A 13749-nucleotide genomic window follows, 5' to 3' on the forward strand; every position below is an offset into this window, starting at 1 on the left:
CGGAGAGTCAAGCGTCCCGACACGGGGCGAGGCAGGGGCCGGTGGTCGATCAGGCGTAAAGGATCATGTCACTGGTGATCTGGGCAAGCTGCTGATCGTTGAAGATCACGGTCACGCCCTGGTCCTGAAAGATGACGTCATCGCCCTGCTGTTGCATCCGCGCAAGGGCGGCATCCGCATCGGCATAGCCGAAATCCGACAGGTCCACCCGGTCCCAGGGTTCCAGGTCGGTGACAAGATGGGTGCCGCTGTCGCCACGGTCGAAGACGAAGGTATCGCAGTAAAGCCCGCCAGACAGGATATCGTCGCCGGTTCCGGCCTCCAGAACATCATCAAGGCCGAGGCCATGCATGTAGGCGGTCACTGCCGCGCCGTTGGCCGCGATGGCCGCGGGGCTGCCGACAAGGTCGAGGATCACCGCCGACCGGGCGAGCCCGCCGTCCAGCGCGGCCGTCCAACTGGCCAGTTCGGCGCTATTGGGACTGCGATCCAGCAGGTTGCGGTACAGTCGGGTGACGAATTGGGCATCGTCCAAAGGCCCAAGGCCTGACTGGTAGGCGGGCAGGGCCATGAGGGCGGTCGCCGCGTCCTGCATCGTCGCGCCCTCGGTCAGCGCCTGCATCCAGTCCCGGAAAGTGGCGGGCTCGGGGGCCGCGCCCAGCATGGCATGGAAGAGCCGGAACAGGTCATCCGACCAGTTGGCCGCGTCCCATCGCCCATCGAACGCGGCCTGGGCATCCTGGGTGCCGGTCCGGTTCTCGGGGCTTTCGGCGAAATGCCGGACCACCATCTGGCGCGACATGCCGCCGTCGAGATGGTCCAGCCATGCAGCCATCCCGGCGGCATCCGGCGCGCGGGACAATACGTTCTGGTACAGCAGCGTGACGAACTCGGCGTCCGTGGTGGTGCCATAGGTCCGCTGGAATTCGGGTGAGGACATGAAATGCGCCGACACCTCGGCGTGGCTCATGGCCGAAGAGGCAAGCTGTTGCACCCAGTACTGGTGTCCGTTCACGTCCGGTTCACGGCCGAAGACCGCGTTGTAGATGCGATAGACCTGTTCCGATATGTCGGTCCCGTATAGCCCCCGCCCCTCGGCGATCAGCAGATCATCGCCCGCCCCGCCAATCAGCGTGTCCTGTCCGCTGTGGCCCTGCAGAATGTCGCGGCCATCGCCACCGCGGATGATCTCACTGTCGGATGTGCCAGTCAGGAGGTCGTCGTTCGCCGTGCCGTAGACCCCGGTCGGGGCGGTGCCGATCTCGTCGAGGTAGTCGGTGACGGAAACTGTGCGGTTGTCGAAATCCAGCACTTCGACCGCTTGGAGACGGATATCGGAATCGGCGCTGGCCAGCCGCAGGACCCCGTTGCTGAAACTGGCCTGATAGCTGTCGCTGGCCCCGTCAAGCCGCACCGTGTCCCTGCCCGTGCCGCCCTGGATGGTCTTGTCGCCGGTCCCGGCGACGATCAGGTCGTCCCCCGCGCCGGCGAGCACGGTGTCATTGCCGCTGCCCGCGACGATGTAGTCCTCCCCCGATCCGGCATCGAGATGATCGTCCCCGAAGCCACCCTTGAGCGTGTCGTCCCCCTCGCCGGTCGCGATCGTGTCGTTGCCCTGGCGTCCCAGGATGACATCCTGGCCAATGCCGCCGGTCAGCCGTTCGTCCGAGGCGCTGCCTTTCTGCACCCACTTCTTTTCAATCACGATTTCGGCCACGTCGTAGGGCAACATGGATAGCCCGACACTGCCGCTGTTCAGGTGATCGCCGGCAACCTCCACCAGCATCGGCTCCACGTCGACCTCGGTGGCAAAGTAATAATCCGAGATGTCCTGCGGATTGGCGACCAGTGCCACGATGCCGGTCGCGGTCGGCAGGTAGGTGCGGTACTGGCCGCCGCCGAGGTCCTGAAGGTGGTTCTTGTTGGTCTCGTCGAAGAAGGCCAGTTGCGACAGGGCCGCCAGTTCCTCGGCGTCGATGTCGCGCCGCCCGATCCGGTTCAGCCCGTTCTCGTCGGCCAGGTCGCTCAGCCCGTCCGAACTTGCGGGATCCATTGTCAGCCGCGTTACCGTTACGCCCGTGGCCTCGTCGAGGAAGGGCGCAAGGTCCAGTGTGATCGTCCCCGGGTCGAGATCGCGCAGAGAGACATGGATCACGTCGTGGTAAGGGCTGGCGTAGTAGTTGATCTCGACCTCGCCGTTGCTGCCGGTCCACTCGGTCTCAAAGCTTTCGAAGCGTTCGACATGGCCCGTTTCCGCGCTGGTTTCCGGGCGCAGTCTGTCGGCCATCATCCGGAAGGCGCCGCCGCCGGCGGACAGGTCCATGTCGTCGGCGTTGCGGTTGCCGGCGATGGTGTTCGATGTGCGGTGCTGAAGCGGCCAGATGAAGGCATCCGCGGTTTCGGCCTGAACGATGAACTCGAACATCTCGACCAGGGTCGAGGCGGCGGCCATGCCCTGCTGGTTCGCGTTGGAATTCAGGACGTTCCACTCGGTGATGTAGACGGGCACCTCGCGGCCGAGGTGCATGTTGAAGCTGTCTATGCGCAGGTCGATGCTGCGGCCCGTCTGATTGCTGTCCTCAAAGACCACGGAGTCGCTGTGCTGGATGTTGTAGTAGTAATGCGCGACGGCGCCGTCGATTGAATCCAGCGCGCGCTGGTCCAGCCAGGACAGGATCGCCTCGTTCGCCTCGTCCCAGTTGCCGTTGCCCTTGTAGGCGCTGCCCGCGCCGCTGATGTCGCCAAGCTGGATCAGGATCGCCGGGTCGTGACCCGGGTCCGGATGATCCCGTTGCAGCCGGTCGATGGCATCCTGCGCGGCATTGATGACCCGGTTCGCCGCGATCCCGTATTCCGTTTCGTTCATGGAAGAGACGAAGTCGCTGTCGGGGTTGTCTTCGGGGTGGGTGCTGCGGTCAAAACCGTCAACGCGCTTTCCGATGGAATATTCGTTGCCGATCTCCAGCCCGGCGACATGGTCCCCGTATTCCTGAAGCAAAAGGTAGACAAAGGCCTCGATCCGGGCTGCCGGGATGTCCACCTTGGTCGGCAGCACGACGGTGACCTGGATCATGTGGCCGGGCGTGCTGTTGGCGACCACCCAGTCCATGAAAGCGCGCACCTCGGCCCGCAGCTGGCCGTCCTCGAGGCGCGTAATGTCGATCGTGTTCTCGGCATGGCCGCCCGGGTAGCGCAGCTGCGTCAGGTCCAGCGCGTCGACGGCTGCGGCGAACCCGTCGTGGGGCCGCATGTCCCCATCGGTGGCGATGTTGATTTCGTGCAGTGCGTTTGTGCCGAAATGATAGTCCTGAACAAATGTCCCAGTGGCTGTCGCCGATGCCAGGGACATGCTGAATGCCGCCATGACTCACCCCTCTTTGCGGGGCAGACTCGATCTGGGGCGGGTCCTGTCCGGGGCCGGTATGTGGCGAAAAATGGGACTTAGGGTTATATTTTAGATTGTTTTATTGCTTGGATTGCGCGGTCGGACGAAAGAGGTCCGCACGGGCTGCGCGGACCTGGATCGGCACAAGTGGGCGGGCCGTCAGCCAGCCTGTCGCAACTGGGCAATGTCGGGTCCCATGTCCAGCGCGAGATCGGTCAGGGCGCTTTCCGCGATCAGGACGATCTGGGCAAGGTCGGGCGCATCCTCGGTGGGCAGGGTGGCCAGAACCTCGTCGCCCAGCAGGATTTCGGTCAGCGACGGGTTCTCGGTCTGGGTGCGTATGTCCAGGTCCGGTTCATCGCCGTGCAGGCTGTCGTTGTAGACAACCATCAACTGGTCTTCCTCGTCATCGTAGTCGAGGATGTCGGCGCCGTCTTCGGTCATCCATTCGCCAAGCACCAGCACATCCGCCCCAGCACCCAGCGAGACCACGTCCCCTTCGCCCGCGACGACCGTGTCATCACCGCTGCCGCCGTTGAGGAAATCGCCCTCGTCGTCGTCCTCGCCGGTCTTGTTCAGATGGATGCCGGACAGCAGGTCATTCCCCGCGCCGCCGAATAGCGTGTCCTGCCCGGCGTCCCCCGTCAGCCTGTCGTCCCCGTCGCGGCCGTGCAACGCGTCGTCGTGCGCGCCGCCTCGCAGATCGTCGGCGCCCTCGCCGCCATTCAGCGTGTCTTCGCCATTGCCGCCGGACAGCAGATCCTCACCGTCGCCGCCGTACAGGTCATCAGGCCCGCCATTGGCTTGCAGGTTGTCGTCGCCTGCGCCGCCATCCAGCCTTTCGCTGTCGTCGTCGCCGCGCAAGAAATCGTCGTCCTCGGTGCCCAGGCGCAGGTCGAAGTCATCGGCTCCCTCGAACGCGTGCCAGTCGCCGGAGCCATCCGGTGCCGGGTCCACGGCATCAGTGCCGGCTGATGCAGGCCCTTCGGTCGCGAGGCCCGTTGCGGGCGGCGACGTGTCTGGCAGGCCCATGTCGTTCAATGTGTCGACCGGGCCATTCCCGCCTGCGTCTTCTTCGGAGGGCTTGGCGAAATCGTCTTCATCGTCGGTCTCATCGCCCGATCCGTTGCCGAGAAAGGCCAGCGATCCGATGGCCATCATGCCCAGTAGGCCGGTCAGAAAGATCATGGCTCTGCCTCGTTGCTCTTGTCGGTTTGCGGACGGAGTGTCGCGATCCGGTGCGTGCAAGGCAAATGTTCTTGTTCCGGGCAGTTAACACCAGCTTTGGAAGCGGCCGTTGCAACGACCATACGGCGAACAGCCCTGCCGGGAAGCCCGCATTCCGGGAGCGATCCCGGGCAACGCCGGCCAAGCGCCTCCAAATGGCCGCCGACGGCGTTTACCTTGGTGCGCTTCCCAGTTTGCCGTTTGGAGGGAAACACCTACAACTTGATCTATGATTCTCCGCAACCGCAAACAGCAGTCCCGTGAACGGGACCTTTCCCAAGAGCCGCTTCGTCCCGAAACCCCGTTTTTCGCCGTCGGCGACGTGCACGGTTGCGACCGCCTGCTGGATCGCCTGCTGAACCGGCTGGACAAGATGCGCCACCCCGAGGCGCTGCTGGTCATGGTCGGCGACTACGTCGACCGCGGAGAGGAAACGTCCCGCGTCCTTCGCCGCATCAGGGTGCTGAGCGAGGGGGCGGGTGACCTTATGCATTGCATCATGGGCAATCACGAGAAGATGCTGCTGGACACGCTGGATGATCCGGTTGCCAATGGGCCGCGCTGGCTGCGCCACGGCGGGCTGCAGACCTTGGCCAGCTATCGTGTGCCCCCGGTTCTTGGCCAGCGTCCAGAGGCCGAGTGGCTCGAGATGCGCGACCGGCTGGCCGAGGCGCTGGGCGATGCCACAATCGACTGGCTTCGCGGCCTGCCGCTGACCTGGCAGACGGGCAATGTGGTCGTCGTCCATGCTGGTGCGGACCCGGCGTTGCCGATTGCCGACCAAGAGCGTGGAAACTTCTTGTGGGGGCATCCCGATTTCCGCCGCACTCCCCGGGCCGACGGGCTTTGGGTTGTGCATGGCCATACGATCACGGAGACGCCGAAGGTCGACCAGGGGCGAATCCCGACCGACACCGGGGCCTACGCCACCGGCGTGCTGTCCGCCGCGCTGGTCGAGGAGGAGGGCGTAACCTATGTTAGCGCTTGAGAAACTGGGCCGCAGGCCTGTTTTCCGACGCGGGGTGGCGTCTGGCCTTGGGGCAGCGTGCAGGTCAACTTGCGACTGTGCCCGAGTTCCGGACCGGGCGGTTTTCTGCAACCGCGAAATCGCTCTTGGTGCGAAATTTGCGTCCATAGATTGAATGCGGCCATCACATGTTCCCGGATCGCCTGATCGGAAACGCGACAACCGAACAGCGCCTCAAGCCTTTGAAACAATGACAGGTTCCGCGTTTTGCAACTTTTCCGGGCAAGGCTATGCCATTTCAGCCTCATGCCGGGAGTGTTATAGTTTTGTTAATTGACATGGCACATGGCGCTAACCTAAATGATGCCCAAAGAGCTGCGTGTTTGCAGGTGCAGCATTTGTTTTTTTGCTCTTGGGGGCGACATGTTTGACGTTCGAGCACTGGATGAGACGGCAATTACCGCCGGAACCCCCTTTCACGAGAGCAACTTGGCCCATGCGATGGCTTTCAGGGGCGCCAAACGGGTCTTCGACATTTGCATGAGCATCCTTCTTTTGCCGGCGCTGGCAGTGGTTGCTCTGGTCATTCTCGGCCTTAACCCGTTCTACAACCGCGGCGGGCTGTTCTTTGTGCAGCCACGCATGGGCCGTGACTGCAAGCCGTTCAATGCGATCAAGTTCCGTACCATGCGCGCGGAGACCCAAGTGACCCGCGGTGCGGACAGCCCACTTGAAACCGACCGCATCACAACGCTGGGCCGTTTCCTGCGCAAGTCGCGCATCGATGAACTGCCTCAGATCCTCAATGTCCTGCTTGGCCAGATGAGCCTGATCGGACCGCGCCCGGATTATTTCGATCATGCCGTCGAATACCTGGAAAAGATCCCGGGGTATCGTGAACGTCATGCGGTGCGCCCCGGCATAAGCGGCCTGGCGCAGACGGAACTGGGGTATGTCGAGGGCATGGACGCCACGCGCCGCAAGGTGAAGGCCGATCTCTACTATATCTCTCACATGAGTTTTGCGCTGGAGATGTGGATATTCTGGCGCACGCTCAGCGTCGTCGCGCGGCGCGGCGGCGCCTGACAGGCGTTCCGATCAGTTGGGCTGAATTCTTGAAAAGGTTTGACTTTTCACCGGGTAAGCCTGCGCCCTGTCAAACTTTTCCACAGGCTCTCGTGTTTTTTCGAACTTGTTGCAGATTTGCCGCTTTCGGTTTCGATAGCACATGTCAGCGAATGGGTCAGGTCGCATTCAGGGCAGCGCCGGGGTACATCACATGGGGATTTTTCCGGTTTGGGTATCTGCTTTCTGCCACAGATGCCGCGTGTTGAGAACGACATGGTGCCGGGACGACGCACAAAGGGGGCGAACTTGGCTGCAGGTTTGAAAGAGTACAATAGAGTCGCTGGCTTGGCCCGTTTGGCCGTGCTGGCGATGGGCGGCTTGGCCGTCCTGTCCGGGTGCGGTGTCACCTATCACAGTCCGAAGGTGATCGAACGACAGGGCGAGCTGCCCGTTTCTGTCGTGGAAATGACGCCCCGGGCCATTGCCTACGCCAATGCCTCGGACTACACGCCGCGTGCGCTGCCGGATGTGTTCTACGCCTATGCAGGATCCTATGGTGGTGCGACCGGGGCCGGGGCGCTGCCCGCTGCCCCATATCTGCCTGATGCATCGCGTCAGCGCCTCGAATATCGCCCGCTGCCCGACATCAATCCGCAGCCCTACCGCATCGGCGTGGGGGATGTGCTCTTGCTGGCGACCCGTGGCGCCGCCTCGACGGTCGAACAACTCTCGGGCCTCCTGGCCGCGCAGAGCCAGAGACAGGGCTATACGGTGCGCGATGACGGCACCATCGCCATTCCGGACATCGGCGCCGTGCAACTGGCGGGCCTGACCCTGCAGCAGGCCGAGGACCAGCTGTTCCAGGCGCTGGTGTCGAACCAGATCGACCCGTCCTTCAGCCTCGAAGTGGCCGAGTTCAACTCGCAGCAGGTGGCCGTAGGCGGCGCCGTCCGCACCGCCAAGCTGGTGCCGATCACACCGAACAACCTGACCCTGGGGCAGGCGCTGATCACCGCGGGTGGTCTTTCCGTGCGCGACGAGGAATTCGCCTCGATCCGGATCTACCGCGACGGCACATTGTACCAGATCCCGGTCGAAACCTTCCGCGCGCAGCCCGCGATCAAGGACAAGCTCCTGCAGGCGGGTGACGCGGTCTTTGTCGATACGACCTATGACCTCGACCGGGCCTTCGAATTCTACAAGACCAAGATCGACGCTGTGACCCTTCGGTCCTCGGCACGCAGCCAGGCGCTGCAGGCGCTGAGCGCCGAGATCGCGATCCGCCGCGGTGCGCTGGACGAACGCCGCCGCATCTTCGAATCCCGCACCGCGCTGGACGCCGAAGGGCGCGACTACGTCTACCTCAGCGGCGAAGTCACCAAGCAGAACCGCTTTGCGCTACCCTATGGCCGCCAGGCGACGCTGGCCGACGTGCTGTACAATGAAGGCGGGTTCGACAACACCACCGGCGACCCGACCGAGATCTATGTCCTTCGCGGCAGCAGCGACCCCGCGAAGGTCGGCGAGATCGTGGCCTATCACCTGGATGCGGGCAATGCGGCCAACATGATCATGGCCACCAAGTTCCAGATGCGCCCCAACGATGTCATCTTCATCGAGGAGCAGCCGATCACCAAGTGGGGCCGCGCCCTGCAACAGGCCTTCCCGACGATCTTGAACTCGGCCAGCCAGGCTGCGCTTTGAGGTGAACGCGGGCGTTTCGCACGGTTTCGGGATCTTGATCCCGGAATCGCGCGTCCCCGAGCGGTAAAGATGTGACACTCCGCGATTGAGGCACTTTCGCGGACCGCAGGTTTGGCACTCTGCATCCCCCGGATTTTTGCGGTGTCCATTGAGGACAGCAGACAACGCAAGAGGGCGCGTCACATCCGGTTGCCCCTGCATGCGTCTATGGCCATCGAAACGGATACCGGTCCGAAAAATGGTGCTTGAATTGATGACCTGCGAGGCGGACAAGAAGCCCTGCAGGGGGATCTGGCCAGGCAACTGACAAGCCTGTGCCTTTTCCCTGACCCCGGTTTGCGACGCTGGCGGGGACTGGTCGAACGCCACCGGCGGCAAGGCGACGGGATGGAGACGCCATGACACAATCGGAGACCGCGGAGGAGGTGGCCGTCGTCGATGCCTGGCTGTCCGCCTGCCTGCGCCGGGATTTCGAGGCGGTCCCGCCAAAGCCGGATTGGGAGGCCGCCGAACTGGTGAACCGCATGGCCTATCACGGGATCGTCGGCACCTTGGTTGAGGACGCCGAATTGATGCGGGCCCAGCCCGCCGATTTGGCGGAGCAGATGCGCAAAGTTGCCCGCGGTCATGCCTTTCAGGAACTGGCGCACGGGCGGATCCTGACCCAACTCGCGTCAGACTTTGCCGCCAAGGGGATCGAGCCGATGGTCCTGAAAGGGGTGGCTCTGGCCTATTCGGTCTATGACAAGCCGTTTCTCCGCCCCCGGGGCGACACGGACATCCTGGTTGCAGAAGCGGACTTCGACAGGGCCGCGGAAGTCCTGACGGCGCATGGATTTTCCCTTGCCTCGGCTCCCGGTGGACGGATCGTCAGGTCGCAACGCTGCTACGCGATGCGGGACGCGCACGGGCTGCACCATGTGATCGATCTTCACCGACAGACGAACAACCACGCGGCGCTGGCCGCGGTGTTCGCCTATCCCGAGTTGCGGGCGCGGGCCGAACCGCTGGACGGGCTCCATCCGGCGCTGCTACGCCCCGGCAACGTCGATGCATTGCTGTTCGCCTGCTATCACCGGTTCATGCATATCGACGTCCCGATCACCGTGGCGGGCAGGTGGCACCTCAGCCGGAACCGCCTGATCTGGCTGCTGGACATGGTTCGGATCGGGCGTGTCCTTTCGCAGCAGGACTGGGAAACCTTTGTGCAGCGCGCCCGAAAAAAGGGTCTCTTGCGGATCTGCCACGCCTCGCTCGTCGCGGCGCGTGACCGGGCAGGGCTTGACCTGCCCGCGAATGTGCTGGAGGCGCTCGAACAGGCGCCGCCGAACGAAGCACCGCTGCGGTTTCTCGGGGCCGGGCGCGTCGGCAAGTTGCTGGCTGACTTGGCTGCCACGCCCGGGTTTGGTCAGAAGATCGGGTTTCTGCGGGAAACGGTCTTTCCGCCGGCCGCCTACATGCGCGCGGCCTTTGGCCGTGCCGGGAGCGATGAAACGCTGACGAGGCTCTACTTCCGACGGATTGTGCGCGGTCTTGGAGCGCTGTCGCGGAAGGGGAGGCCCGGCGCGTGAAGCTGGCAAGGGTCCTGCAATTCGGGACAGCCTACAAAGGGAGGCTGGCGCTCGCCCTGGCGTTGCAGATGCTCGAAACCGGCATCGCGCTGGCGATCCCCTGGGTCGGCGGCAGGCTGGTCGGCGGGTTGATCGACAGCGCCGAAATCGGCGTGGGGGCCATCGTCCTGGCCCTGATCGGGCTGATCGCGCTGCGTACGGCGCTGAGGATCGCCAACGGGTTGGCGCTCTTGACGACGACACAGCGGATCCTCGCGGACATGCGCACCCGCCTGTACGACCATTTCCAGAGCCTGCCGGTCCGGTATTTCCAAAATCGGCGGCCCGGCGACCAGATATCGGTGTTGACCCGGGACGTGGATACCATCGCCGACTATCTGACGGGCGACGTCATTGCGCTCTTGCCGACGGTGCTGACGCTGTTCGGAGCCTTGGTGCTGATGCTGCGCCTCGACCCGGCACTGGCATGGCCTATGGCGCTTGCCGTGCCGATCTTTGTCCTGGTTTCCAAGCTGGCCTACCGCCGCATCCGTCCGCTGTCGATGGACCTGCGCGACACATATGGCGCGGCGATCTCGTTGGCCGAAGAAAACCTCGCCATTCTGCCCGCGATCAAGAGTTTCTCGCAGGAGGCCCGCGAAGCGGCCCGCTATGCCCGCCTCACGCATCGCCAGAAGGACTTGGGAATTCGTGTTGGCCGCCTTCAGGTCGCGACCGGCCCGATGATGCGTTTCGTGGCGGCCTCGGCGGTGATCCTTGTGCTTTGGCTATCTGGCGAACGGGTGCGGTCCGGGGATCTGCCGATCGGCGAACTGGTCAGCCTTCTGCTCTATGCCGGGCTGCTGACGCAGCCGATCTCGGACCTGGCCAGTTTCTGGGGACGGACGGAATCGGTTCGCGGCTCGCTTCAGCGCTTCGAGGACGTGCTGGACGAACCGGGCGAGGATCTGGCCACCGGATTGCGACCCGACACCGTCAGCGGCGAGATCCGGTTCGATGAGGTTTCCTTTTCCCATACCGGGCGGCGCGGCACGCTGAACGGTGTCAGCCTGACAGTTCCGGCAGGACGGGTGCTGGCCCTGACCGGCGAGAACGGCGCAGGCAAGAGCACGCTGGTCGACCTGATCCTGCGGTTCAACGAGCCGGATGCGGGCCGGGTGCTATTGGATGGCACCGATATTCGCGAGTTGAACCTGGCCGCGCTGCGCGGTCTGATCGGCGTGGTGCCACAGCAGACGTTGCTGTTCGACGGCACGGTCCGCGACAATATTCTCTTCGGGCGGCAGGATGTCCCGGAAGAGGCGCTGCACCGCGCCACCCGACTGGCTCATGCGGATGAATTCATCCGTGCGCTGCCCGAGGGGTTCGACACCACCATCGGGTCGCGCGGGGTGCGCCTGTCGGGGGGGCAGCGCCAGCGGATCGCGCTGGCACGCAGCCTGATCAAGGACCCGCCGATCCTGATCCTCGACGAGCCGACCGCAATGTTCGACCCCGAGGGCGAGGCGGCATTTGTCGAGTCGGCGCGCGAGGCGCTGGCCGGTCGGACAGTGATCCTGATCACCCATCGCCCGGCGAGCCTGGCTCTGGCGGATGCCACGGTGCGCCTGGAACAGGGGCGCATCGTGCCCTCCGGCCGAGACCTGGACATGGGCGCCGGGTCATGAGCGGCATTTGCGGGTACTGGGACCTGAGCGGCGCCGCGCTGCGGCCCGATCCGCTGGCGCCGGTCATGGACAGGCTGCGCCGCCGGGGGCCGGACGGATCGCATGCCTGGCAAGAGGGGCCGGTGGCGCTCGGCCACTGCAACCTCGCCACGACGCCCGAGGCGCTCTACGAGGTCCTGCCGCTGACCCACTCGGACACCGGATGCACGATCACCGCCGATGCCCGTCTCGACAACCGCGCAGAACTGTTGACGGCGCTCGGAGCAGGGCCGGAGGCGCGATCCCCGGGCGATGGAGAGCTGATCCTGCGCGCCTACCTGCGTTGGGGCGAGGACTGCGTGGACCACCTGCTGGGCGATTTCGCCTTCGCGATCCGCGACCCCCGGCGGCAGGCGATCTTTTGCGCCCGCGACCGCATGGCCATGCGGCAGCTGATCTATACCCACCGGCCCGGGGCGCTCTTTGCCTTCGCCACCGACGCGCGGGCCCTGGTGACACTGCCGGACGTGCCCGCGCGCGTGAACGAGGCGCGGGTGCTGGATTTCATCGATTGCGAAATCGAGGGGGTGGACGGCGAGGTGACCTTTTTCGAGGGGGTCCTGCGCCTCCCCGCCGCGCATTCCATGACGGTGGATGCAAGGGGCCTGCGGCTGCGGCGCTATTGGCGGCTGGAGCCGGAAGAACGGCTATGCCTGCCGTCGGATGCCGCCTATGCCGAGGCCTTCACCGAGGTCTTCACCGAGGCCGTACGCTGCCGGTTGCGCAGCCCCGAGACCCCCGGGGCAATGCTGAGCGGGGGGATGGACTCGGGGTCGGTCGCCGCCGTGGCGGCGGATCTGCTGGCGGCGCAGGGCCGGGGGCCGTTGCCGACGTTTTCGGGCACGGGGCCCGACCCTGCGCGGGTCGAAACGCGGCTGATCGACGACGCGATGGGGCTGCCGGGCATTGCCCCCACGGCCATCCGGTGTGACAGGCTGGGGCCGCTGCTGCCCGCGCTGCGGGCCCGAATTGACGATCTGGACGATCCGTTTGACGGCAACATGACGATAATCGCCGCCGTCTACATGACCGCGGCACAGGCAGGAGTGAAGGTCGTGCTGGACGGGGTTTCCGGCGATACGGCCTTTGCCCGCGGCAACGTCCTCGAGGCGGCCATCCGCGACGGACGGTGGCGCGACATCCTGCGCTTTGCCCGGGGCGAGGCCCGGGCCAAGCGGCGGCAAAAGGACTTCTGGTGGATTCTGCTGCGCGCGGCCTGGGGGCGCGTGGTCCCGGCGGGGCTTCGCCAGAGGCGCCATGCCTGGCTGACCGAGCAGAGCGAGAGGCGGCACATCTCGCGCTCTCTGGCCGCGCCGGAATTGCTTGTGAAACACGATTTCGCGGGTCGCCGGGCGCGCTACCGGGCGCGCAACTACCCCGAGGGGCTGGCGCTGGCCGCCGAGCGCGCGTCGAGAATGACGGCAGACTACGTGATGGCCGGTGCCGAGCGCTACGACCGGGTTGCGGCGGCGCAGGGGGTCGAGTCGCGCGATCCGTACCGCGACATGCGCGTCCTGAAGTTCTGCCTGTCCTTGCCCGACAGCCAGATCTGGCGAAACGGATACGCAAAGTTCATCCTGCGCAGCGCGATGGACGGGCGCCTGCCGGACTCGATTCGCTGGAACCGGGTCCGCGATCACCACGGTTGGGATTTCACCAGAGCGGTCTTTACCTCGGCGCCTGACCTGCTGCCCGGGACGTTCCCCGGCACGGAAACGGCGCAACGTTTCCTGCGGCCCGGCACAATTCCGCATAAATGCGTTCTGGACAATGCGACAGATCTTGAAATCTGGAGCGAAATCGTGTTCCTCCAAAGCTGGTTAGAAGTGTATGGTGCGTGAACAAGTCGGAGTGCGATCCGCTTTTGACCCCAGGCACGCAGACATCGTTTTGAAATTGAATCAAAGAAAGACTGACATCATGGCGAGCGTTGACAAGAACACCGATCAAGCAGACCAGCGTGCTCTCAAGACATATGCCGCGCCCAAGCTTGAGATCTTTGGCGAAGTTTCGGCCCTGACCGCATCCGGGTCGCAGGCCGGCATGGAAACCGGCAGCTTCCCGACCGGAACGATGAACTGAGGCGATCGCGACCCGCGAACAGCCCTGACTGACCGTGAT

9 protein-coding genes are annotated in these 13749 nt (G+C 64.6%); 7 read left to right on the forward strand and 2 right to left on the reverse strand.

The window, feature by feature from the left end:
• Window positions 1–49: 49 nt before the first annotated feature.
• Both RBB42_RS11630 and RBB42_RS11635 read right to left on the reverse strand, forming a co-directional pair.
• Window positions 50–3364 (reverse strand): DUF4214 domain-containing protein, encoded by a 3315-nt coding sequence (locus RBB42_RS11630; protein WP_305967622.1) that lies wholly within the window; start codon window positions 3362–3364, stop codon window positions 50–52.
• Between the two features lie 180 nt (window positions 3365–3544).
• On the reverse strand, window positions 3545–4573 hold the full coding sequence (locus RBB42_RS11635; RefSeq protein WP_305967623.1) for a calcium-binding protein: 1029 nt from the start codon (window positions 4571–4573) through the stop codon (window positions 3545–3547).
• 268 nt (window positions 4574–4841) lie between these two features.
• Between RBB42_RS11635 and RBB42_RS11640 the strand changes: the two genes are divergently transcribed.
• From RBB42_RS11640 to RBB42_RS11670, 7 genes are all read left to right on the forward strand, one after another.
• On the forward strand, window positions 4842–5600 hold the full coding sequence (locus RBB42_RS11640; RefSeq protein ID WP_305967624.1) for a metallophosphoesterase: 759 nt from the start codon (window positions 4842–4844) through the stop codon (window positions 5598–5600).
• Window positions 5601–5942: 342 nt separating this feature from the next.
• Window positions 5943–6665 (forward strand): sugar transferase, encoded by a 723-nt coding sequence (locus RBB42_RS11645; RefSeq protein WP_306043688.1) that lies wholly within the window; start codon window positions 5943–5945, stop codon window positions 6663–6665.
• Between the two features lie 327 nt (window positions 6666–6992).
• Window positions 6993–8351, forward strand: coding sequence for a polysaccharide biosynthesis/export family protein (locus tag RBB42_RS11650; protein ID WP_305967625.1), 1359 nt, complete (start codon window positions 6993–6995; stop codon window positions 8349–8351).
• A 398-nt stretch (window positions 8352–8749) separates the two neighbouring features.
• Window positions 8750–9922 carry a nucleotidyltransferase domain-containing protein gene (locus RBB42_RS11655; protein WP_305967626.1) on the forward strand — a complete coding sequence of 391 codons (1173 nt, stop codon included), beginning with the start codon at window positions 8750–8752 and terminating at the stop codon, window positions 9920–9922.
• Complete coding sequence (locus tag RBB42_RS11660) at window positions 9919–11589, forward strand: ABC transporter ATP-binding protein (protein ID WP_305967627.1); 1671 nt, start codon at window positions 9919–9921, stop codon at window positions 11587–11589. Before RBB42_RS11655 ends, RBB42_RS11660 begins: the two co-directional genes overlap by 4 nt.
• Entirely contained in the window at window positions 11586–13469 is a 1884-nt protein-coding gene (locus tag RBB42_RS11665; protein WP_305967628.1) for an asparagine synthase-related protein, read from the forward strand. The genes RBB42_RS11660 and RBB42_RS11665 overlap by 4 nt, the downstream gene beginning before the upstream one ends.
• Before the next feature lie 79 nt (window positions 13470–13548).
• On the forward strand, window positions 13549–13710 hold the full coding sequence (locus tag RBB42_RS11670; protein ID WP_305967629.1) for a hypothetical protein: 162 nt from the start codon (window positions 13549–13551) through the stop codon (window positions 13708–13710).
• Window positions 13711–13749 lie beyond the last annotated feature (39 nt).

The sequence above is a fragment of the Mameliella sp. MMSF_3455 genome, assembly GCF_030733205.1.
Taxonomy (GTDB): Bacteria; Pseudomonadota; Alphaproteobacteria; order Rhodobacterales; family Rhodobacteraceae; genus Antarctobacter.